The sequence below is a fragment of the Virgibacillus sp. 7505 genome (assembly GCF_002272135.1).
Classification (GTDB): domain Bacteria; phylum Bacillota; class Bacilli; order Bacillales; family Amphibacillaceae; genus Terribacillus.
The window spans coordinates 1-23,705 of sequence record NZ_NPBF01000022.1 but is presented as its reverse complement, the minus strand read 5'-3'; the positions used below and the strand labels follow the sequence as shown (position 1 = coordinate 23,705).

Genomic DNA, 23,705 nt, shown 5'->3' with positions numbered 1-23,705 from the left:
TTTGTTTAGTGTTAAAAATTAACTCGTAATATTAGGAGGGATAACATGGGACGCAAATGTGTAATCACAGGACGTACTACTCGTTCTGGTAATGCTCGTTCTCATGCCATGAACGCTAATAAACGTACTTGGAAAGCAAACGTTCAAAAAGTTCGCATTCTTGTTGATGGTAAACCTAAAAAAGTTTACGTTTCAGCTCGTGCACTTAAAAAAGGTAACATCGAACGCGTATAAATAGCATTTCTAAAATACTTTTATGGTAGCATTCGCATGCGACAAAAAAAGCACCCTTTCTCGAAAGGAGTGCTTTTTTTGTGCTAATCTTTTTTAAACGTTCCGATAATGACGCGGACGAAGCCACCGATGAACCTCGGGAGTTTAAAGGTATAAAATTTCATAAGATCCCCTTCCTCCTTTTTCCTGAGCAGCCTAAACGCTGTAGCTTTTAAACATCCTTGCTCTTTATCATTATTACTATGCCTGAAGCAAATGAATAAGTACCAGATTGTGCAACAAGCTCATTGGAGATGGACAATGTTTCTCCCCAATGGATTGAAGCATCTGTTAAAGGATATTTAAAGCCAGTCAATGTTAGACCAGTAACTTGCTCAGAGAAGGAAAGAAATGATATATAACGATATGCATCATCTTGTTCTGTCCGGTATGTACCCGGTCGATGCATCCTGATATTGTTTTGCTGGTCGATGATGACAGCTTGCTCGAAGCTGTCCAGCAGCCGGTAAAGCATCTGGATGTTGATCAGTTCATGATCCAGCCTTCCGCCGGTCACCCCATACACCGCCACGCTTTCAGCGCCCAACTCTTCGGCTTGACGAATGGCGAGTTCAAAATCCGTTTCATCTTTTTCAGGCGGATACACCAGCACCTGATCTGCGAAACGACGGATCATAATCAATTCTTCTTCCGAGACAGAATCAAAATCACCAACAGCCACTTTCATCCGGATACCCGCAGATGCGAGCGCTAGTGCACCTGCATCTGCTCCGATCCATATGTGATGATGTTCAGAATGTAAGTCCGGCAGTCTTCCTGCACCGCCGACAAGCCCAATACTAAGCTTGGTACCCATGTGTCATTCAGCTGCTTTCCGGATTGCCGCGATTGCCGCAGCCCGGTCTTCCTGATTATAGACAGCACTTCCGGCAACTAGCACATCCGCCCCCGCATCCGTACATAGTCCTGCTGTTTCGATATTCACACCGCCATCAATCTCGATTTCGAAGTCGAGTTCGAGTGCCTCCCGAAGCTTGGATAGCTCTTCTACTTTCTTCAGCACGGAAGGAATGAATCGCTGGCCGCCAAAGCCTGGGTTCACCGTCATCAACAACACCATATCCAGCTCAGGCAGCATTTCTTCAATCAAGCTGACCGGAGTGGAAGGATTCAATACAACACCAGCTCTAACCCCTTGTTCCTTGATCATCATGATTGTGCGGTGCAAATGTATGCAAGCCTCTTGGTGGACTGTAATGATATCGGCTCCAGCCTTGACGAACTCTCCAATGTATCGATCAGGGTTTTCGATCATCAAATGCACATCAAGCGGCAGCTTTGTCACAGGACGGATCGCCTCTACGATAAGGGGGCCGATCGTTATATTCGGGACAAAATGACCGTCCATGACATCGACATGGATGTAGTCGGCTCCGCCTTTTTCTACGTCGCGAATTTCATTCGCCAAATTGGCGAAGTCAGCTGAAAGAATAGATGGTGCGATTTTCGTCATCATTAATACCTCGGCTTTCTCGATTTGATTTCCTCTAGGAACTGCAGGTAATGTGTGTAACGGTATTCAGGAATCTCCCCAGATTCGACCGCTGTCTTTACCGCACATTTCGGTTCCTTGTGATGCATACAGCCTCTGAATTTACAGTCGTCTTCCCGCTCCCTGAATTCAGGGAAACAGGATGGCAGCTCCTCGGCTTCCAATTCGGTAAACTCCAATGAGCTGAATCCAGGTGTGTCTGCAACAAGGCCGCCGCCGATTGGTATAAGCTCCACATGTCTTGTCGTATGGCGTCCGCGTCCCAGACTTTCGGATATCTCATTTGTTTCAAGGTCCAGGCGCGGGTCGATAGCATTCAGCATCGACGACTTGCCGACACCTGACTGACCCGCTATTACTGAAATCTTATCTTTCATATGCAGCTGTACTTGCTCTAGATTCGTTTCCTCTTTAGAGGACAGCATCTCTACCGAATAACCGATTTTTCGATAATCCTCTTTAAATGCTTCGATTATGTCCAATTTATCCGCAGACAGCATGTCCATCTTCGTAATGAAAATAACTGGCTGAATACCTTTTGACTCTACCAATACAAGGAAGCGGTCGAGCAATGCTGTGCTGAAATCCGGCTGTGCAGCTGATGTTACGATAATTGCCTGATCGATATTGGCGATCGGGGGTCTGACTAGCTCATTCTTCCGCGGACGCACATCAAGCACATAACCCTCTTGCTTCGTCTCTGCTTCGAATTCCACTTGGTCACCGACCAAAGGCGTTATTTTCTGTTTGCGGAATACACCTCTGCCACGGCATTGGTAGGTCTCTCCGTCTTCTGTAAGCACATAATAAAACCCACTCAGTGCTTTCATGATCTTACCTGATGGCATTTATTCACCTTCCCTGTCTTCATACGGAACAGTTTTTTCCAAAATCACTTCGTCATCACGCAATATACGATATTCTGCTTCTCCGCCAGCCGGTATGCTGAGCGTGAGCGTAATTTCCTCATCCTCTGTGATAGTACGTTCATCATAGAGCTCGGTCACATCATGGTCTGCGTCACCTACATAGATCTGAACTATCTGAGGGACAGGATCATTTTGTGTCCCTCCGTTCTGATCATCTTCCCCCGCTTGAGCATCATCTGGCTCGTAAGGAACAGTGAATGTTACCGTATGCGTCGCAGGCGGCAGGTTTTCCGGGCCAGTTGATACATACAAATCGACACTGCCATTTTCTTCAATGGATTGCCCTGATCCGGGATCATGCCGGATTACGACACCTTCATCAACTTCATTTGAAGGCTGCTCAATAAAATTCCCATCCAAATCATTTTTATCTAGATAAGACTGAGCTTCCTCTTCTGTCATACCAGTCAAATCTGTCAGTGTCACCGCTTCCGGTCCTTTGCTCACTTCAAAGATGACCGTGGTATCTTCTGGAACCACCTGTGATCCTGCTTGAGGCTGAATTTGGGAGATGATTGTACCAACTGGTTCATCCGAGAACTCCTCGTAAGAGCGGACATTCTTATACCCCTTGTCATCCAAAAGTTTTTCAACTTGGGAGAATGACTTGCCCTCATAATCATCAAATTCTTCTTTTTCCTTGCCGATACTTGTATAAACCGTAACACTGGAGCCTTCCTTGATTTTACTGCCTGCGGAAGGATCAGTCTTGACGACACTTCCTTCTTCTATCGTATCAGAGGCGGTTGCTTCCCTCTTCACGTGCAGATCAAGGTCGGATAGCTTATCGACAGCATCTGCATAGGAATCACCTCTTACGTCGATCATCGTAACTTCTTTCGGAGCTGTAGCAAGTACGATACCCACTCCTGCGCCAGCGAGCAATAAGAGAATGACGGTAATCCATATAAGCACTTTCCATCTTTTTTTCTTCTTTTTCGGCTTTTTCAGATCTTCTTGTTTCGGTGGATTCGTATGACCGTTATGTACGATCGTATCAGCTAACGAAGCTTTGTTCAGATCTTTCTCCGAAATGATCGGGATGGCTTTCGTAGTTTCACCATCATCCTTGGGAGGAGCATAACGCGGTTCGTCCGCCCTTGAAGGATCCAGACATGTTTCCAAGTCTGTCTCCATATCATATGTGCTCATATAACGGTAGAAAGGATCCTTCGTCGTGCTTTTCAAAACGATATTCTCGACACTTTGCGGAATATCTCCTGCCCACCGTCTGACAGATGGTGTGTCAGTCTGTAAATGCTTCAAAGCAATGCTGACAGCTGATTCACCGGAGAACGGCAGACGTCCGGTAAGCAATTCAAACATGACAATACCGAGGGAATAGACATCGGACTTCTTGGTAGCAATGCCTCCCCTTGCTTGTTCGGGCGATAAATAGTGTACCGAGCCCAGCATGGCATTGGTCTGTGTCAAGGATGTTGCGCTCAGCGCTGTTGCTATCCCAAAGTCCGTGACCTTCACTTTTCCATAATCATCAATCAGGATATTCTGCGGTTTGATGTCACGATGGACGATTCCGTTAGCGTGAGCGTGTGAAATCGCGGAAGTGACTTGCTTCATGATATCGACTGTATCAGGCACCACGATGGAACCATGAGTCTGTATGTATTGCTTTAATGTCATGCCGCTGACATATTCCATGATCATATAGTAAATGCCATCCTCATCCCCAACATCATAAATCGTGACGATGTTTGGATGTGAAAGACTGGTTGCCGCGTGGGCTTCCCGATGAAATCTTGCAATGAATTCATCATCATTTGCATATTCCAGCTTTAGGACTTTGATGGCAACTTCGCGATCAAGGATGATATCCTGGCCAAGATAGACATTCGCCATACCGCCTCCGCCGATCAGACGGTGAACTTCATACCGTTCATTCAGCGTACGTCCTTCGAGCATGCTATGCACCCTCCCGGACAGGTGTATCAGCCAAATCGGCAATGATCAGGGAGATATTATCTTCCCCGCCTCGCTCATTGGCAACCGTCACGAGCTGCGAAGCGATATGTTCAATCTCTTCTCCGGATGTGAGGTATTGTAAAAGCTCCTGCTTGTCGAATTTGTTTGATAATCCATCCGAGCACAACAGAAGACGATCTCCGGCTTCCCAAGTGATGGAAACTAAGTCCATCTCCACATCCTGGTCAGTTCCAAGAGCGCGCAGCAAGACATTCTTCCGAGGATGATGCTCGGCATCCTGTTCTGTTATTTCACCAGATCGAACCAGTTCATTTACAAGGGAATGGTCCTCCGTCACTTGCTTGAAACCTTCTTCATTCAGCAAATAGCATCGGCTATCCCCAATATGGGCAATAGTGACAAAATCATCTGTGCACACTGCTGCGACAACCGTTGTACCCATACCTGTCAATTCCTCGCTTTGTCGCGATTCTTCATACACACGAAGATTGACGGCTTTGATCGCTTGCTTGATTGCCTCCTCTGTCTTTTGCGGAGAATCAAAGGCAGTAGCAGACTCCCACCAGCTGCGTAAATGGGAAATAGCTAGCTGACTGGCGACATCTCCTGCTTTATGTCCGCCCATACCATCGGCAATGACAGCAAGATATTGTTCGTTGGAATTGGAAAATACCCCGCCTGCATCTTCGTTATGACTTCTGATCTGACCACGATCGGTAATGAAAAAACCTCTCACGCTTCTCACCTCATCTATATGCAGTCTGTTTGCTGCTCCAAGTTAATCCTACCACATTTTTTACCCTTTTCTAACAAGTCGGACAAGGAAAAAGCCATCGGTATTAAAATCCTGCGGGAATACTTGCAAACCTGCATCAGTTAGACCTGGGGCTTTCTGAACAGCTTGCGGCAAATCAGTTTGGAATTCCGGATCGACTTCAAAATTTGGATGTTGCTTGAGAAAAGCTCGGACAACCTGCTCGTTTTCTGCTTGATCCACTGTACAAGTACTGTAAACCAGTTTTCCGTCTTTTTTCAAAAGCGGTGCTACCTGTTCCAGCAATTCGGCCTGAATAGAGGCAAGTGACAAGACATCTTGTTCTGATTTATGGTACTTGATATCCGGTTTTCCTCTCAGTACGCCCAATCCAGAGCAAGGTGCGTCAAGTAAGATACGATCAAAACTCTCTGGTTCGTGCCGCTCCTGCAAGTTCCGTGCATCTGCCTGATCGGCTTCAATGATCGTCAATTTCAGCTTCTCCGCTTTTTGCTGAACCTGCTTCGCTTTCTTGGCATGCAGATCGTATGCATAAAGCTTGCCTTCGTTTTCCATCGTTTCTGCAATATGTGTTGTTTTTCCACCTGGTGCACTGCATGCATCCAAAACAGTCATACCAGCTGCTGCATCAACCATCTGTCCAGCCAGCATACTCGTCTGATCTTGGACAGTTACTTGATTGGAGAGGAACAAATCACTTTTCAGGATGTTCCCTTCTTCCACGATGATCCCTTGCGGATTGATACTGGAAGGGCGGACTGTAAATCCTTGGGACTCCAGTTCTTCCATCGCTTCATCACGTGTAATCAGCATGGGCTGGACGCGCACACTTATCGGTTTCTCTACTTGGTTAACGGCACACATTTCACGTGCTGTCTTTTCTCCGTATTGCGAGATCCAGCGCTCGACAAGCCACCTTGGGTGACTCGTTTCCAGGGAAATACGCTCGGCTGGGTCTTGGATATCATCCAATTTAGGGAAGCCTTTACGCTGTGCATTACGAAGTACAGCGTTCACAAGTGATGCGATACCTTTATGGCCTCGCTGCTTGGCAATTTCAACAGATTCATGGATGACAGCATGGTCAGGCACCCGGTCCAATGCGTACATTTGATAAAAAGCCGACAGTAAAAGCCATTTTGCCCATGATTCCAATTTCTTTGTTACAAATTTACTGAGAAAATACTCCAATGTCAGCTTATAAGATAATGTTCCATATACGATTTCGGTTAGCAATCCAGTATCCCTGCTGTCAAAACCTTTATTGCGGATTGTCTGATCCAGCAGCAAATGACTGTAGCCGCCCTGATCCCCGATACGACTTAGCAATGTGACTGCTGTGTCACGGAGTTCATACTTCTTCATTCTTGCCCAACCTTTCTCCAGCTTGCATATCTTTGCCGACCCCGCGCAGATAATCTGCTGCAGTCATCTGTTTCTTGCCTGCTGGCTGTACCTTCGTCAGTTTAACTGCTGTATTCTCTCCGCAAACTACGATTATGCCATCGGCTTCAATAGCAGCAATCTCTCCTGGCGCTCCTTCATATTCACGATCCAGAAGCTCACTCCACCAAATCTTGAAAGGTTTTTCCTTGTACGTAGTGAATGCTACAGGCCATGGATGCATGCCTCTGATATGATTGAAAACCTCCCAGTTTGAACGGCTCCAATCTATCACTTCTTGCTCGCGTTTTATCGTTGGAGCAAATGTCACTTTCTCTTCATCCTGTTTGAATGGATTCACGGAACGAGCAAAAATATCAGGAAGGATATCGTGAACCATTTCCGCCCCAAGCGTAGCTAATTTATCGTGCATCGTGCCTACATGGTCCTGCATTGTAATTGGCACCGAACGCTGCAGCAGCATATCACCTGCATCCAGTTTCTCAACCATATACATGATCGTAACGCCCGTCTCGGCTTTCCCTTGCTGAATGGCATAATGGATTGGAGCACCGCCACGAAGCTCAGGCAGCAAACTGGCATGCACATTGATACAGCCATATTGCGGATAATCGAGCAGCTCCTTCGGCAATATCTGTCCAAACGCAGCCGTTACGATCAAATCAGGTTCATAAGAAAAAATTTCTTCATAGCTTTGCTTGATTTTTTCCGGCTGATAAACCGGGATTCCATGCTTCAAAGCTTCCTCTTTTACAGGTGAGCTGGTAAGGATACGTTTGCGTCCTTTCGGGCGATCAGGCTGGGTGACAACGAGCACCACCTCGCAATCTTCCTCTGTCAGCTGTTTAAGTACGGGCACCGCAAAATCCGGTGTTCCCATGAATACGATACGTTTCATTCTAATAAGCTCCCTTCTTACATGAGCGAATACGGCTGTAAATCAACATGTATTTGCAAATCTTCTTTTTTCCGCGCATCTTCGTAGTGATGGAGGATTCTCCTGATCACATCACGGAGATTCGGTTCGTTTTTGTATTTTACCATGCACTGGAAGCGATATCTATCTTTGATCCGTGCTAATGGTGATGGGGTAGGTCCAAGTATCCGTACCTGATCGGACAGGTGCTTCTGGAGCAGCTGTACAATCGTCTGTGTTGTCTGCATTGCCTTCACCTGGTTTTGATGACTGATCGTCAACAGCGCCAAATAATAATACGGCGGATATTGAAAGGCTCTGCGTGTTTGCATTTCCGTCTGGAAAAATGGCCGATAATCCCCTGCCGCTGCAAGTTCAACACTATAATGCTCCGGTGAGTATGTCTGGATGATGACTTCTCCAGGCAAACTGTGCCTCCCAGCTCGTCCGCTTACCTGTGTGAGCAGCTGGAATGTCTTCTCTGCTGCTCGGAAATCCGGCAAATGCAGCATTGAGTCTGCCGCCAGGACACCGACAAGCGTCACTCTTTCAAAGTCCAGACCTTTGGCAATCATCTGGGTACCGAGCAGAATGTCCGCTTCGCCTCTGCCAAATGCGCCAAGCAGTTTTTCATGCGCACCTTTCCGTCTCGTTGTGTCGACATCCATCCGAATGACACGAGCTTCCGGCAGCAGCTGCGTGAGCGCTTCTTCCACTTTTTGTGTACCTGTACCAAAGTAGCGTATCGTATCACTTTCACATGCCGGGCAAATGGAAGGCATCTGCTCTTCATAGCCGCAGTAATGGCATTTTAGCTGTTCACTGCTTCTATGGTACGTGAGTGTAATATCGCAATGCGGGCATTCCACTGTATGACCGCAGTCGCGACACATGACAAATGTGCTGTAGCCGCGACGATTAAGGAAGAGGACTATCTGTTCCTTCCTGCGGATACGTTCTTTCATCTGTTCCAGCAATTCGCGGGCAAAGATCGACCGGTTTCCCGCATGCAGCTCATCCCGCATATCAATGATCTGATAATCCGGCATGGATGCCTGATTCACACGCTCCGGCAGCTCCAGCATCTGGTAGACGCCTTTTTCCGCTCTCGCATATGATTCAAGCGAGGGTGTCGCACTGCCGAGTACAACCGGGGCACGATGATATTTCCCGCGGAAAACAGCAATATCCCGAGCATGATATTTCGGATGATCTTCCTGTTTATAACTCGTCTCATGTTCTTCATCGATAATGATTATTCCTAAATTCTCGAAGGGAGCAAATATCGCAGATCTGGCGCCGACAGCTACCTTGACTTGCTTGCGCTGAATCTTTCGCCATTCATCGTACTTCTCGCCGGCCGATAAAGCACTATGCAATACAGCAACATCAGAGCCGAATCTCCCTTTGAATCGGTTGACAGTCTGAGGAGTAAGCGCAATTTCAGGTACAAGGACAATCGCTTCCTGCCCTTTTTCCAGCACCTGCTGGATTGCCTGCAAATACACTTCCGTCTTTCCACTTCCTGTGACCCCATGAAGAAGGAATACTTCATGTGTTTCCGAATGGATGCTCTCCAATACCGGTTCAAGTGCATTCGCCTGTGAATCAGATAGCTGCAGTGGTTGTGTACGCTCAATTCGTTTATTTTCATAAGGATCCCGCAGTACTTCTTTGTCATAGGAATGCAGCAAGCCTGCATCCAACAGGGGCTTAAGAGTAGAAGCAGTTGTCTGATACATTTCCAGCAATTGTTTCTGAGCAATCTGACCCGGCTCTTCAATGAAATGCTCAAGCAGTGCTTTTTGTTTCATAGCACGGGCGTTGACATTAGCTAACGCCTCTTGAAGTTCTTCAACAGGCTTGTCTGCATCTATCATACGAATTGTTTTCTTCGTTTCCTTTGAGTTTACTTGGTAGCGCAGTTCGACTTGACCTGCTTTGATCGCCTGCTGGAGAACCGCTAAAGGAACACCGCTGTGCTCGAATTGTTCGTACATGCTGGTATCCTCTTCTTGAAATAACGGCCGCAATACTTCTGGAATAGTTCCTGTTCGGACAAGCACTTTTTGATATGTCGCCTTCATCGCTTGCGGCAGCATCGCCTGGAGGGCGGTAATATGGAAGCTTAATGTTTGCTCTCCCATCCATACTCCTAAATCAAGCAGTTCAGGAGTCAACGCCGGAAGCAAGTCCATTGTTTCCTGGATTTCCTTCAGCTTGTCCACTTCAGCAGAACTGCTTATCTCCAGGACGAAGCCCATGATGCGGCGATTTCCGAATGGTACCACCACACGCATCCCCGGCTGGAGGAAGTCAATCAGCTTCTCAGGAATCAAATAATCATACACGCGGTCGGTCTGACTGGCCGGGACGTCAACAACAACCTTCGCGATGTTCATTTTCTCTCAGCTCCTATATCTTCTACGATCTCATCCAGAATCCGGTGGGCAATCTGCTTCTTCGTATCAGAAGGAAGATGCTGTTCCTTGCCTTCCCTATTTAAGTAAATTACTTCATTCGTGTCAGATTGAAAGCCTGCGCCTGTCTTACCGACTGTATTCACACAAATGGCATCTAAGTGCTTACGCTCTAGCTTTCCCCTTCCATATGCTACAGCATCATTTGTCTCCGCTGCAAAACCGACAAGGAACTGATGCTGCTTCCGCTGCCCAAGTGTCATGAGTATATCGGTAGTCCGTTCCATTTCAATCGACATGTTCCCGTCCTGTTTTTTTACCTTGGAATCAAATGTCTGTACCGGACGATAATCAGCTACAGCTGCAGCTTTAATAACGATATCCTGCTCTTCGTATACAGCAAGTACTTGTTCGAGCATCTCCTGGGCAGTCGTTACATCCATTCGTTTTACTCCAAGAGGTGCAGATAATTGGGTTGGTCCGCTTACAAGCGTAACATCAGCCCCGCGTTTAGCAGCAGCTTCTGCCACGGCGTAGCCCATCTTACCTGAGGAATGATTCGTAAAGAAACGAACAGGATCAATCGTCTCTTGAGTCGGTCCAGCCGTTACTAACACTCGTTTACCTTCCAGATCACGCTTGGGTTCTGTTCTTTCTTCCAGGATCCGGATAATGGATTCCGGTTCCTCCAGTCTGCCCTTTCCAACATATCCACAAGCAAGATAGCCTGCTTCTGGTTCGATAAAGTGGTAGCCCCAGTCATCGAGCTGCTGCATGTTTCGGATCACTGCAGGATGTGCGTACATATGGACGTTCATGGCAGGCGCAATGTAAACTGGCGCCTCCGTTGCAAGCAATGTCGTCGTCAGCATATCGTCTGCCATACCAGCTGCAAGTTTACCTATCAGGTTAGCTGTTGCTGGTGCAAGCAGGAATAGATCTGCTTTATCTGCTAAATCTATATGCGCGATTTTCTCCGGGTGTTTTTCGTCAAAGGTATCGGTATATACCGGATTGCGGGATAAAGCCTGGAACGTGAGCGGTGTCACGAATTCTGCGGCATGCTTTGTCATGATCACATGGACATCTGCACCCTTTTGTGTCAGTTTGCTTGTCAACGCGCATGCCTTATAGGCAGCGATGCCTCCGGAAACTCCCAGACAAATCGTCTTTCCAGCTAAATTCATTTCACTTCCCCCTCCTGATGCACAATAAGAAAGAAACCCCCGCTTGGTGTTCACCATCGCGAGGGCATCTCCAGCGGATGCACCTGGCATCCTCACCGTTTATTCTTCTGTATATTCCAATTGGTCAGCTTGAATTTCTTCCAGCGCGATACCAACATATTTATAGGATTTCGGGTTTGCAATCTTCGTTGTCTTTGTCTCCTGCAGCTGACGTGCACGCTGTGATGACAAAGTAACCAAAGTGTATTTCGAATTGATTTTTTCCTGTAGTTTATCAATAGACGGTTCTAGCATCATATCAATTAACCTCCAATGCTTTCTTGTATTCTTTTGCGACGCGTTCGCGTTTGCAATGCTCACTTTGTACAATGGATTGAATCTTCGACACGGCGTGATCCAATTGATCATTGACAACCACGTAGTCATAAGCATCCATCATTTCGATTTCGTCCCGGGCAGCATTCAGTCGGTTCTTCACAAGATCCGGCGTTTCGGTACCGCGTCCGACGATACGATTCTTCAATTCCTCCAGACTTGGCGGAATGAGGAAGATGAAAACACCTTGCGGGAAGTTCTCTTTTACCTGAAGTGCACCTTGTACCTCGATTTCAAGAAAGACATCATGACCTGCTTCCAGCGTCTCTTCTACGTAATCACGAGGAGTGCCATAATAATTGTCCACATAGCTCGCATATTCAAGGAGCTTATTCTGACCAATCAAACGCTCGAAATCTTCCTTCGATTTATAGAAATAGTCCACGCCATCCTGTTCTCCCGGCCGCATGTTTCTCGTTGTCATGCTGATTGAGTAACGCAAATGTGTGTCCTGTTCGAATAATGCCTTCCTAACCGTCCCTTTTCCAACACCCGAAGGTCCGGACAGGATGAAAAGGATCCCTTTCTGTTCAATCATGTGCTTCCTCCTAGCTATTCCTCAGATAGTTCATCGTCACGCAGGACACGCTGTCCCACCGTCTCGGGCTGTACAGCCGAAAGGATGACGTGATCACTATCTGTGATGATGACAGCTCTTGTTCGCCGACCATATGTAGCATCCACCAGCTTATTCGCATCGCGGGCAACCGTGATGATCCGCTTGATGGGAGCCGATTCAGGAGAAACTATCGAGATAATCCTGGTTGCGGAAACAACATTCCCGAACCCGATATTAATCAATCTTAAACTCATCTTGCTTCTCCCTTCTTGCTGTACTGCTCTTTTGACTGGCGTTCCAAACTTCTTATAATGTCATTGGAATTCCCTCTACAGATCTACTAAATAGAAGGATCATCTTATCATTATACCTTTATCATCAAATAAACCATATCTTATTCATTATAATTATATCTTAAACCAAACTCAACACTATTCTATATTTTGCACTTGCTCTTTTATTTTCTCCAGCTCCGATTTCATATTGACTACGATTATACTGATAGAGGAAGCTGTTGATTTGGATCCGATCGTATTTACTTCCCGCTGCATCTCCTGCAGGATAAAATCACAAGTCCTGCCGACAGGGCCTTCTTTCTCCAGATTCATAGCTAGCTGATCCAGGTGACTCTCCAATCGGATGAGTTCTTCCGTTATATCACCTTTTTCAGCCAGCAGCGCTATTTCCTGGAAAAGACGGCTGTTTTCCGGCAATACACCATCAACATAGCTTGTAATCCTATCTTCGATACGGCGCTTGTATGCTTCCATCACCTGCGGCCGCAGCTCTGCCAGCTGCTTCAGCATCGTTTTGATATCAGTCATCCTATTTAGAATATCCTTTGCTAAAGCACTACCCTCCACTGTACGCATTTGGATGAAGGCTGCCAATGCGTCTTGCACGGCTTTTCCCACCAAGTCCGGCAGTTCTGTCAGCTCTGGCTGTGCTTCTTCTATAAGGATGTCAGCAGATTGGGACAGCAGTGTATCAATCGTAATTTCTCCACGAAGATCAAAAGCGGTTCGTATAGCTCTCAGCTTAACCATATATTCCTCTGCTAATTCCCAATCAATGGATAATTCGCGTTTTCGTAAACCGCCGCCATCGATATCAACTGTCAGTTCCAGCTTCCCCCTGCTGACGGCCTGCTGCAGCTGATCCTTCAAAGTGGATTCAAGAAAAGCAGCAGCTTTTGACAGCTTGCATTTAATATCCAAGTACCTGGAGTTCACACCTTTTAATTCCGCTGTGACCGTGAGGCTGTTTCCGGATGCCACACTTCTGCCGTACCCTGTCATGCTTTTCGTCAAGCTAATCCCTCCGGCTTTTTAGTAGTCACAGTGTATCAAAATCAAGACTGTTTGTCCTGTATCAGGAACCCCGAAAAAAAGAAAAGCATGCTGCCCGACGTTACTGGGAGCATGCTTTTCACCTATTTTCTTATAAAACCGAATAGCACAGTAGGAACAGCACTTAGTGCCAAAATCAACAACCAGTCCCGCATAACCAAGTCCGTCGTGTGGAAGATCGGCTGCAGCGGACTGACATAGATGACAGCAAGCAAAAGAACGACAGAGGAGACGACAGCTCCGATCAGCCAGCCATTCCCGAAAGGATTGCGGGCAAATACCGACTTTTCACTGCGACAATCAAATACATGGATCAGCTGAGCCATGACTAATGTAGCAAATGCTGCTGTTTGCGCATAAACAAGTCTTTCCGGATCTCCTTGGTACATCAGCATAAAAGCAATGATCGTAACGGATCCGATCAGAATGCCGCGTGTGACGATCTTCGTACCAAGCCCTCTGGCAAAGATCCCTTCATTTGGATGACGCGGTTTCTGCTTCATCACTTCATCCTCTGCCTTGTCCATACCGAGCGCAATCGCTGGCAGACCGTCTGTCACTAAATTCACCCATAAGATTTGGATAGGTACAAGCGGCATCGGCAGTGCCAGAATCATAGCAAATAGCATCACGAGGATTTCACCGACATTGGAAGCAAGCAAATAACGCACGAACTTTCTAATATTGGAGTAGATTGTGCGTCCTTCTTTGATCGCAGCTTTTATAGTGGCAAAGTTATCATCCATTAAAACAAGCGCACTGGCTTCTTTGGCGACATCGGTCCCAGTAACACCCATGCTGATGCCAATATCACTTGCTTTGATTGCCGGTGCATCATTGACGCCGTCACCCGTCATTGCAACGATATGACCTACATTCTGCAGTGCTTGGACGATTCTTAGCTTATGCTCCGGGGTCACACGCGCAAACACGTACATACTATCGACTTCTGCCTGAAGTTCTTCATCTGTCATACGATCCAATTCCTTGCCTTCCACTACTCTGCCCGCTGGTGGCAGGATATGCAGCATGTTAGCGATTGCAGCAGCTGTCTTTACATGATCACCTGTAATCATGATTGTTTTGATGCCAGCCTTACGGCAGTCGATAATTGCATCCCTAGCTTCCTTGCGCGGCGGATCGATCAATCCATTCAGCCCGATGAATACCATATCTTTTTCGAGCTCTTCTTCTTTCGGCTGGTATCCAGCTGGGAAATGACGGACGCAAACAGCAATCGTCCGCAATGCTTTGGCTGCCATTTGATCTACTGCTTCATACAAGGCTTGCTTATCTTTGCCGGAAAGCAGTTTTTTCTCTGCTCCATGATACGCGGCTTTTTCGATTAAAACGTCCGGTGCACCCTTCGTAATCGCAATCAGTTTTCCTTTAGGCGTTTTGACCAACACAGTCATCCGTTTCCGTTTGCTGTCAAAAGGTATTTCATGGACGATGTTATAGCTGGACAATTCATCTGCTTCAATTCCAGCTTTTTTGCCAGCAACAACGAGCGCTCCCTCTGTCGGATCTCCATCGATCATCCAGCGTTTCTTTTTTCGGAATGCCTTGGCATGGCTTGACAGAACACCATAACGAAGATGTTCCAGGAGCGCCTCTTCTTTCGTCTCATTTCCATCCCGGTAAAAACCACCTGATGGATCGTACCCATCGCCTGTTACCGTATAGGTATTTCCATCGAGGAAAATCTCTTTGACTGTCATTTGATTTTCTGTAAGTGTTCCTGTTTTATCTGAACAAATGACTGTAGCCGAGCCAAGTGTCTCTACAGCAGACAGCCTTCTGACGATAGCTTTTTGTTTAATCATACGCTGCACACCAAGTGAAAGAGCGACCGTAACGATTGCCGGAAGACCTTCTGGAATTACAGCTACTGCAAGTGAGACACCAGCAATAAGCATTTCGTATAACGGATTGCCCCGATAAACCCCTGCAAGAACTGTTAAAGCAGTGAGAAGCAAGGCAATGACAATAAGTATCTTTCCGAGCTTCTCCAGCCTTCGTTCCAAAGGAGTCTGCTTTCGCTTTGTATCCACAAGCAGTTCAGCAATTTGTCCTACTGCCGTATTCATACCGGTTCCAATGACGATTCCGGTACCACCGCCACGCGTCACAAGAGAGCTCATGAATGCAATATTATGCTGATCCTGGGGTCCTAGCTGATCTGCTTGCAATTTCTCTGTCACCTTGGCAACAGGCAGTGATTCTCCTGTGAGTGCAGATTCCTCCGTCTCCAGACTTGTCACACTCACCAGCCGCAGATCAGCTGGTACCCGGTCACCTGCAGTCAACGATACGACATCTCCAACGACAAGTTCTGCCGACGATATCCTTGCCCATTGTCCATCCCGCAGCACACGCGCCATCGGGGCATTTAATTCCTTCAGTTTGCTGAGGGATTTTTCGGCATTTCTTTCCTGAAAGAAGCCGATCAGCGCATTTAATAGAACGATCAGCAGGATGGCAATGCTATCGATATACTCGCCCAACAGTCCTGAGATGACTGTTGCTGCGAGCAGCACCAGTACCATGAAGTCTTTGAATTGTCCGAAGAATAACGCAAGCTGCGAGACTCCTTTTTCTTCTTTCCATTCATTTCTTCCATCCCGCTTCAGCCGCTGCTGCACTTCCTTTGTGCTAAGTCCTTTATGTGTGTCGGAGTTTGTTTGTTTAGCTGTTTCCTCTGCTGAAATTTGATACCATCGCACATTGCATACCTCCACCCTTATTTCTAATGTAAATGTATGCGTGCTTGTCCGATAAAATGCTATACTAGCAGAGAATGAGGTGAAACATATGGCATTTGACGGAATAGTAACAAGAGCGATGGCCAAGGAGCTGCATGACACATTAGCAACCGGCCGTCTGTCAAAAATATACCAGCCGACTGATACGGAGATCGTGCTCACCTTCCGCAGCAAAGGGAAGAATCACGCACTATTATTGTCGGCGCATCCAAGCTATGCACGTGTGCATATCACAAACGATACCTATCAAAATCCCCAGAATCCTCCTATGTTTTGCATGCTTCTGCGCAAGCATCTGGCAGGCGGGTTCCTGGAAAAAGTAGAGCAGTTCGAAAACGAACGAATCATCGAGCTTAGTTTCGTCAGCAAAGACGAGCTTGGTGACCAGACGTCAAAACGAATCATCATGGAAGTGATGGGAAAACACAGTAATATCATGCTGGTTGATAACGAAACAGATATGATCATCGACAGCATCAAACATATCTCATCCAGTGTGAACCGACACCGTACGATCCTTCCAGGGCAAACGTACAAGCTGCCTCCGAGTCAGGAGAAGCTTAACCCGTTTACTTTGGAAGCTGTTGAGTTTGCCCGGAAGCTTGACTTCAATACCGGCCGGATGAATAAACAGATTCTAAATATGCTGCAGGGTGTATCTCCTGTTTTGGCTAATGAAATAGCTGAGCAGGCATATATGGGTGATAAAGAGAAGTACGCTGAGGTTTTCACACATGTTATTGATAAACTGAAGCGAGATGACTATGAGCCTACTTATTTTAAAGGAAAGAAAGAAGACTTTTATGTCATGGATATCGCTTCTATTGAAGGCTCGCGGCAACAGTATAATTCGATGAGCGAGCTAATCGATAGCTTCTACTCCGGAAAAGCAGAACGCGACCGCGTCAAGCAGCAGGCTGGCGACTTGATTCGCTTCCTGAAAAATGAGCGGGAAAAGAATATCCGGAAGCTTTCCATTCATGAAAACACACTGAAAAAAGCAGAAAAAGCCGACAGCTATCAGCGACAGGGAGAGCTGCTGACTGCTCATATGCATCAAATCAAGCAAGGTGATACAGAAGCTGTCGTCACAGATTATTATGATCCCGATCAACAGCAGCTCACCATCACACTTAATCCGCATAAAACACCAAGTGAAAACGCCCAAAGCTATTTCAAGCAGTACAATAAACTGAAGAAATCGCGCACGATGGTGGAATTGGAGCTTGAAAAAACAAATGCAGAAATTGACTATCTAGATCAGCTCATCCAGCAAGTAGAAGGAGCACGTGAGCAGGATGTCGAAGAAATTCGCGAGGAATTGCGGGAGCAAGGCTATCTAAAAGCAAAAGCACAGCAGAAAAAGAACAAAAAACCGAATCTGCCTGAGCCGGAAACGTACACAGCGACAGATGGCACAACGATCCTCGTCGGACATAATAATAAACAGAACGAGTATTTGACGATGAAGCTTGCCCACAAGCAGGATACATGGCTTCATACGAAGGATATCCCTGGATCCCACGTCGTCATCCGCTCGACCGATCCATCAGAGGAAACATTGGAAGAAGCAGCTAAACTCGCAGCCTGGTTCAGTAAATCCAGACTTTCTTCCTCTGTTCCGGTCGATTATACAAAGATTCGTCACGTGAAGAAGCCGAATGGTGCGAAGCCAGGTTTTGTGACATATGATCAGCAGAAGACATTGTATGTGACGCCAGATGAGCAGTTTGTGAAACGTTTGGGGAAGAAATAAGGAAGTGCACCTTTTTTACAGTTCTCTAAATAAGCTATATTAAAACGCAGAGGCTTATGCCTTCTGCGTTTTTTTAATGATATATGTGTATATGGTACCTAGAATCAACCTATTACGGATTAGATTTGTTTGTAAGTGATATCTTTCAAAATAAAGAAGTGATTGTCATCTGCCAAAGCGGGATGCGAAGTTCGCAAGCTGCAAAAGTACCTAAAAAAAATGGGGTTCAATAGTATAACTTATGTCAGAGGTGGTATGAAATACTTGGCGTTAATAGTTAGAAGATAAAACATATAGTGCCAATCTAAAGAGTTGCCATATTTTCCTTGTATTGCGTAGTATCTAATACGAGCATATCCAGTAAGATAATATCTGCTTTCCGATAATCCGTAATAGTATGGAAGTTAAGAAGTTTGAGTATATACGTGTAAATAGTAAAGATCAAAATGAGGACGTTGTGGTGACTATTTAATAATCTTGGATGTTTTTTTCTTGAGATGCTATACGGCGGAAAATCTGAGCTACTCTCCAAGAGTATTCTTTCTTATTGGAAGGTCTTTATAAAAGGAATTGGATATACACACTGAGGAGTTGATTAATTAGGAAGAACAGACAAGAAGCTATAAATTATTGCAAAAAGTATAAAGATGTTTATGAAGATGAACCCTTTCGGGATGATAATTGGACACTTATCAGACATAAGAATAATGATAAAACATTTGCATGGATATTCGAGAGAGAACAGAATCTGGATTAATGTAAAAAACGAACCTGGTATGAATGAACAACTCAGAAATGAATACAATTCTATTGTGCCTGCTTTTCACTTAAATAAAGAGCATTGGAACTCCATAATATTAGACGGTACTGTTCCCGAGAAAGAAATCCATGAATTAATTAGTACAAGCTATGATTTAACAAAGGATAAGTAATTTGAAAGGACCCTTTACTGTGTAAAAGGGTCTTTTTATAGCTGTCAAAACTAAAGGCAGCTCTTTTATTCTTATCCCAACTGTGCTTTTGATTGTACGACAGCAGGTTCTCCTTCCCCACTAACAATATTTGTCACTTCTTAACCTTCCGCCCCTGTTTCAGACATCAGATCTCCTATAAGGTCAATTAAAAAAGCATCATATAAATCACGCAGGAATCAATTACCATTTTCGCCCAAAAAGCAAAAAACTCCCCTTTTCAACTGAAAATTCAAGATGATTGACCACCATTTATTTTTTGGTTAGCTTGTTCAGTTGAATGACAGACATTTACTCATTCTCGCCTTCTATATCAAAAAATCTCATTTTACACCAGTGAATATATTGTTGTACATTACCTACTTCTTTCTAGCCTGTCACACTCTTCCCTAATTAAAATATGAAGATAATTCATTATAATGACGGACGTTTCATCAACTGATTGTTCCAGAAAATGGTATTGACATCTTTATTATTCAATTCTATCATGGTATTGAACTAGAGTTCATAAAAATATACTATAGTTTAATTTAGTGTGAGAGGAAGACAAAAGAAGTGACAAAAATTAGAACTCACCCAATCGACATTTACGGAAATCAATTTAATCGAACAGGATTTGTACTCGTTATAATGGTTGGTACTTTTCTAACCATTATAAATCAGACGTTATTAGTCACGGCTCTACCAAAGATAATGGATGATTTAGACATCAGTGCAGTTAATGCACAATGGCTTATCACTGGATTTATGTTGATCAGTGGCATAATGATTCCCACTTCAGCATTCTTGTTAAATACCATAAATAATAAAAAATTATTTATGGTAGCAATGTTTAGCTTTGCAATAGGAACTGTAATTTGTGCAATCAGTACTACATATAACATGCTACTTATAGGACGCATCATTCAAGCCATTGGGTCAGGATTAATGATTCCTTTAATGCAGACACTGATGTTTTTGGTATATCCTGTTGAACGGCGAGGAGAAGCTATGGGGTTAGTAGGAGTTGTTATAGCGTTTGCACCCGCTATTGCGCCCACTGTATCTGGATGGATTGTTGATTATTTTAATTGGAGATACTTATTTTATATAATTCTTCCAATTACCATGGTTAATATATTGCTTGCATGTTTCTATATGAGAAACGTCATTAATTTAAATAAACCGAAGATTGATGTACTATCTATTATGCTTAGTAGCTTAGGTTTAGGTTTACTTCTCTATGGGATTAGTGTTGCAGGTAATATAGGGTGGCAAAATAAAATCACATGGTTCTCTTGCGTAGCTGGCTTTATTATCATAATCTTATTTTCCCATCGACAATCTAAACTAACACAACCCTTTTTAGAGTTAAGAGTATTTAAAAGTAAAATTTTTACGTTGTCTACAATTATCGTCGCTATTATTTTTATGACAATGATTGGATTTGAAATTCTCTTACCTATTTATACTCAAACTTTAAAAGAGTTGTCAGCACTTCAATCAGGTCTGATATTACTTCCTGGCGCAATTTTGCTGGGTATTATTTCACCAATATCTGGTAAGTTATTCGATAAGTATGGTGTTAAAAAAATATCAATGATTGGCATGTTCATTCTAGCTATAGCAACTTTTCCATTCTTATTCCTCACTAAGGATACTGCTACTTGGTGGATTATTTGTCTTTATTCATTAAGAATGCTAGGTATGGGATTTGTCATGATGCCTTTGGCCACAGCGGGAATAAATGCACTGTCTAATGATTTGATAAGTCACGGCTCTGCAATTACGAATACTGTTCGACAAGTGTTTGCTTCTTTAGGATCCGCAGTAATGGTGGGGATTATGTCTGCTACGGTGACTAAATATTCAAACTCTTATGAAGGCTCTGCACTGACTCCGTTGCTGAATGGACTTAATAAGGCCTTTATGTCCGGTTTCATTCTAATAACCATTGCATTTACATTGTGTCTTTTTATAGCTTCTCCATCAAAAGAAGCTAAATAAACAATATCTTAAAAGAGTGATCCTCTGGAAGCTTATAATCGTGCTAAGAACTCATCTCCTCATATTACAGTAGAAATAATAAAAGGAGTAGGTCATCTGTTATCGATGGAAAAAACTGTGCAGGTTAATAAACGAGTTCTAAGTTTCTTAAATAATTAAAAGATAAAAGCCCTCATCGTTATTCAGAGGGCTTTCTGCATCAATAACATACATCTTGTGACATTCTCACCATATCTCTTAATACAATTTTATTTTCTATTATTTCTTCATCATAATGCCTTGAGAAGTAATCTCTATCTATATGAGTCATTCTAAAACCACATTTTTGATATAAATATAGTGCTCCAAGACTTGTACTTCCAGTACCAATTTCCACTGTTTTAAATTTATGTTCTCTGGCATATTCAAGAGCGTATTCAATTAATAATCTTCCGATGCCTTTATTTTGAAAGTCTTTGTTCACTGCTATGTTAACTATTTCCAGTGTCTCAGGTCGTGTTGGCATAAGAAGAATAACTCCGATTATTTGAAGCCCCCACCTAGCTTCTATACGATGGCTTTTAGATAGATAGGAGTCGACGATCTTCCTCGATGGATCAGCATCTAATAGCAATTCATAATGAGAGTTGGTAGCGATTGTAAATTGTTCAATTATCACACTCATTTTATCACCTCTTTGTTTTATAGACAGGATTCTTATTTGGAATCTGTTCATAATTCTTGGGAAAGGTATTAAACCTCTGGTATGTTCGTTCGATCCTTTCGAACTCATTGAACGCACGTTTATTTTTCTGTACTTCGGTTTATTTTTATGATAATTTGGTATTATGATGATGTCAATAATATTTTAAGGAGTTAGAAATTTATGGGTAAAAAAGAAAAAATTATTGAAGTGGCTAAACAGTTATTTCGAACAAAAGGTTATCACGATACTGCAATCCAGGATATCTTGGAACAAGCCAAAGTTTCCAAAGGAACATTTTATAATTACTTCTCTACGAAATCTCAATTGATTCTTTATATTATTAAAAAAGTTGACGAAAAAGTTGATGAACAACAAAATATGCTGCTACTCGACGGAAGTCTACATGATAAGCAGCTCTTTTATTCTCAGCTTCGCGTGAAGCACTCAGTTTATGGGACTGAGAAAATCTCAGAGTTATATAATATCTCTTTAGGTGAAAATGATGAGGAATTACAAAGTTACATGAAAGAAAGCCATTATAAAGAACTAAATTGGCTTGCAAAACGCCTAATAGACGTTTATGGAAAAGAAATTGAGAAAAGTGCAATGGATTTATCCACTCATTTTATTGGGGGATTGGGTTATCAGTTTAGATATTCCGACCAAATAAAGCTGAATATAAATAGCTCTGATATCTTAGATTACAATATATTACGTTTAGAAAATAACATTGAAATTACAAAGCAAACTAATCAAATTCTATTTCCGTATAAATCGCCTAATTCAGTGGACGATCAAGAATCAGCTATTAGAGAAATAAGAAGATTACTCGACAACATGATAGATTGTGATGAATTTTCACAAGAGGAAAAAGAATTAATGAGTTTTATATTTGAAGAAACTCAAAGTTCATATATAAGATGGGGTGTCTGTGAAGGAGCTATTCGTCAATTACAGATACTATCCTCCTCACAGTTAGCTTATCAACAAATACTGAAAGAATTATTTGACATCATCAATACTCAAAAAAAATTATAAAAAATATTAATGATAATCTTATGTATTAGATAAAAGAAAAGCAGATATTACTCGTTATCTAAGACAAAAATAAGTGTGCTAATTTTATAATACATTTCCTAAATTAGTTGCATTATCGTTATTGTATAAGCTTTCTGATCGAGTGGAATAGCAGTATGACTTGCTAGATAAAAAGATGAGTAAATGTGAAAACAAAATAAGTTGACGAAAAGGCATGCGCTGAAGCGATGTCACTGAAAAACTCCAAATGGATATGGTCGAAGATTTACTCCGTTACAATAAAACCATCTGAATATAAGGAATAGGAGATCTTTTAGGAAATTCCATAATAAAAGGAAAGGCAAAAGAACGCTACAAGATAGAGATCAAGAATAGTTAATTGATGTATATACATCATCTTACTTCTAACAGTTTTATAGCAGCTTCCGTGTACCTTGATATTAAAGCCGCAGCAACCCCATTAGGCGACTGTTAATTGGTTACGTTTTATAAAAGAAATAAGCAAGTATTCTCCTATTTTTTTTAGAATCCTTGCATATACTTAAACGTATAATACATGAGGTGATTATATGCAAATTCAAATAATATCTGGATTACTCGGTATTGCATTTATTGTTGTAGCTTATCTAGTTGCAGTCAAAAAAAAATTACATCTTCTAAGAGGATATAATCAGCAGCGTATACGCAAAAAAAGGCAAAAATTCATTAATCTCGTAAGTTCTTTTTATCTAATTACTGGTGCTGTTTTAATCATTGTGCCTTTCACACTTTCGTGGTCATGGAGTGCAACTGCACTCGAAATTATGCTAATATTAAATTTAATTATCTTAATATATGTTAACAAAACAATGGTTGAAAAA

Annotated in this window: 21 protein-coding genes and 2 pseudogenes; 7 read left to right on the top strand and 16 right to left on the bottom strand. The window is 43.4% G+C overall.

Features of this window, described 5'->3' with window-relative positions; genetic code table 11:
• The first annotated feature begins 45 nt into the window (after positions 1–45).
• Positions 46–234 carry a 50S ribosomal protein L28 gene (gene rpmB, locus CHH91_RS08795; protein ID WP_038560076.1) on the top strand — a complete coding sequence of 63 codons (189 nt, stop codon included), beginning with the start codon at positions 46–48 and terminating at the stop codon, positions 232–234.
• A gap of 83 nt (positions 235–317) precedes the next feature.
• Here the strand turns inward: rpmB and spoVM are convergent, their stop codons facing one another.
• The 15 genes from spoVM to CHH91_RS08720 form a co-directional block, all read right to left on the bottom strand.
• Positions 318–398 carry a stage V sporulation protein SpoVM gene (gene spoVM / locus CHH91_RS08790; protein ID WP_077309667.1) on the bottom strand — a complete coding sequence of 27 codons (81 nt, stop codon included), beginning with the start codon at positions 396–398 and terminating at the stop codon, positions 318–320.
• Positions 399–445: 47 nt separating this feature from the next.
• Positions 446–1,090, bottom strand: coding sequence for a thiamine diphosphokinase (locus tag CHH91_RS08785; protein WP_095223081.1), 645 nt, complete (start codon positions 1,088–1,090; stop codon positions 446–448).
• A gap of 3 nt (positions 1,091–1,093) precedes the next feature.
• On the bottom strand, positions 1,094–1,747 hold the full coding sequence (gene rpe / locus CHH91_RS08780) for a ribulose-phosphate 3-epimerase (RefSeq protein ID WP_095223201.1): 654 nt from the start codon (positions 1,745–1,747) through the stop codon (positions 1,094–1,096).
• Between the two features lie 2 nt (positions 1,748–1,749).
• On the bottom strand, positions 1,750–2,634 hold the full coding sequence (gene rsgA, locus CHH91_RS08775) for a ribosome small subunit-dependent GTPase A (RefSeq protein ID WP_095223080.1): 885 nt from the start codon (positions 2,632–2,634) through the stop codon (positions 1,750–1,752).
• The gene (gene pknB, locus CHH91_RS08770; protein WP_095223079.1) at positions 2,635–4,638 is read right to left on the bottom strand and encodes a Stk1 family PASTA domain-containing Ser/Thr kinase; all 2,004 of its coding nucleotides are present in this window, start codon (positions 4,636–4,638) and stop codon (positions 2,635–2,637) included.
• 1 nt (position 4,639) lies between these two features.
• On the bottom strand, positions 4,640–5,395 hold the full coding sequence (locus tag CHH91_RS08765; RefSeq protein WP_095223078.1) for a Stp1/IreP family PP2C-type Ser/Thr phosphatase: 756 nt from the start codon (positions 5,393–5,395) through the stop codon (positions 4,640–4,642).
• 60 nt (positions 5,396–5,455) lie between these two features.
• Positions 5,456–6,799 (bottom strand): 16S rRNA (cytosine(967)-C(5))-methyltransferase RsmB, encoded by a 1,344-nt coding sequence (gene rsmB / locus CHH91_RS08760; protein WP_095223077.1) that lies wholly within the window; start codon positions 6,797–6,799, stop codon positions 5,456–5,458.
• Positions 6,786–7,736, bottom strand: a complete 951-nt coding sequence (gene fmt / locus CHH91_RS08755; protein ID WP_095223076.1) for a methionyl-tRNA formyltransferase — start codon at positions 7,734–7,736, stop codon at positions 6,786–6,788. Before fmt ends, rsmB begins: the two co-directional genes overlap by 14 nt.
• 17 nt (positions 7,737–7,753) lie before the next feature.
• Positions 7,754–10,156 carry a primosomal protein N' gene (gene priA / locus CHH91_RS08750; RefSeq protein WP_095223075.1) on the bottom strand — a complete coding sequence of 801 codons (2,403 nt, stop codon included), beginning with the start codon at positions 10,154–10,156 and terminating at the stop codon, positions 7,754–7,756.
• Positions 10,153–11,361, bottom strand: coding sequence for a bifunctional phosphopantothenoylcysteine decarboxylase/phosphopantothenate--cysteine ligase CoaBC (gene coaBC / locus CHH91_RS08745; protein WP_095223074.1), 1,209 nt, complete (start codon positions 11,359–11,361; stop codon positions 10,153–10,155). Before coaBC ends, priA begins: the two co-directional genes overlap by 4 nt.
• Positions 11,362–11,460: 99 nt before the next feature.
• The gene (gene rpoZ / locus CHH91_RS08740; RefSeq protein WP_281176674.1) at positions 11,461–11,658 is read right to left on the bottom strand and encodes a DNA-directed RNA polymerase subunit omega; all 198 of its coding nucleotides are present in this window, start codon (positions 11,656–11,658) and stop codon (positions 11,461–11,463) included.
• Between the two features lies 1 nt (position 11,659).
• The gene (gene gmk, locus CHH91_RS08735) at positions 11,660–12,274 is read right to left on the bottom strand and encodes a guanylate kinase (RefSeq protein ID WP_095223073.1); all 615 of its coding nucleotides are present in this window, start codon (positions 12,272–12,274) and stop codon (positions 11,660–11,662) included.
• 14 nt (positions 12,275–12,288) lie between these two features.
• A complete protein-coding gene (gene remA / locus CHH91_RS08730) occupies positions 12,289–12,549 on the bottom strand; it encodes an extracellular matrix/biofilm regulator RemA (RefSeq protein ID WP_038560050.1) in 261 nt (86 codons plus the stop codon).
• 177 nt (positions 12,550–12,726) lie between these two features.
• Complete coding sequence (locus tag CHH91_RS08725) at positions 12,727–13,605, bottom strand: YicC/YloC family endoribonuclease (RefSeq protein WP_095223072.1); 879 nt, start codon at positions 13,603–13,605, stop codon at positions 12,727–12,729.
• 122 nt (positions 13,606–13,727) lie between these two features.
• Complete coding sequence (locus tag CHH91_RS08720) at positions 13,728–16,370, bottom strand: cation-translocating P-type ATPase (protein ID WP_095223071.1); 2,643 nt, start codon at positions 16,368–16,370, stop codon at positions 13,728–13,730.
• Positions 16,371–16,458: 88 nt separating this feature from the next.
• Between CHH91_RS08720 and CHH91_RS08715 the strand changes: the two genes are divergently transcribed.
• The 4 genes and pseudogenes from CHH91_RS08715 (at position 16,459) to CHH91_RS08705 (ending at position 21,122) form a co-directional block, all read left to right on the top strand.
• Complete coding sequence (locus tag CHH91_RS08715; RefSeq protein WP_095223070.1) at positions 16,459–18,165, top strand: Rqc2 family fibronectin-binding protein; 1,707 nt, start codon at positions 16,459–16,461, stop codon at positions 18,163–18,165.
• Positions 18,166–18,311: 146 nt separating this feature from the next.
• Positions 18,312–18,453 (top strand): annotated as a pseudogene (locus CHH91_RS21230) (rhodanese-like domain-containing protein); the annotation flags it as partial.
• A 310-nt stretch (positions 18,454–18,763) separates the two neighbouring features.
• Positions 18,764–19,097, top strand: a pseudogene (locus CHH91_RS08710) (MmcQ/YjbR family DNA-binding protein).
• A gap of 594 nt (positions 19,098–19,691) precedes the next feature.
• Positions 19,692–21,122, top strand: a complete 1,431-nt coding sequence (locus CHH91_RS08705; RefSeq protein ID WP_095223069.1) for an MDR family MFS transporter — start codon at positions 19,692–19,694, stop codon at positions 21,120–21,122.
• Positions 21,123–21,321: 199 nt separating this feature from the next.
• On the opposite strand, the gene CHH91_RS08700 is transcribed toward CHH91_RS08705, so the two are convergent.
• Positions 21,322–21,786 carry a GNAT family N-acetyltransferase gene (locus CHH91_RS08700; RefSeq protein WP_095223068.1) on the bottom strand — a complete coding sequence of 155 codons (465 nt, stop codon included), beginning with the start codon at positions 21,784–21,786 and terminating at the stop codon, positions 21,322–21,324.
• Positions 21,787–21,987: 201 nt separating this feature from the next.
• Between CHH91_RS08700 and CHH91_RS08695 the strand changes: the two genes are divergently transcribed.
• Both CHH91_RS08695 and CHH91_RS08690 read left to right on the top strand, forming a co-directional pair.
• Positions 21,988–22,845, top strand: a complete 858-nt coding sequence (locus tag CHH91_RS08695) for a TetR/AcrR family transcriptional regulator (protein WP_095223067.1) — start codon at positions 21,988–21,990, stop codon at positions 22,843–22,845.
• A 569-nt stretch (positions 22,846–23,414) separates the two neighbouring features.
• A partial coding sequence (locus CHH91_RS08690) for a DUF3784 domain-containing protein (RefSeq protein ID WP_095223066.1) occupies positions 23,415–23,705 on the top strand: 291 nt, incomplete at its 3' end.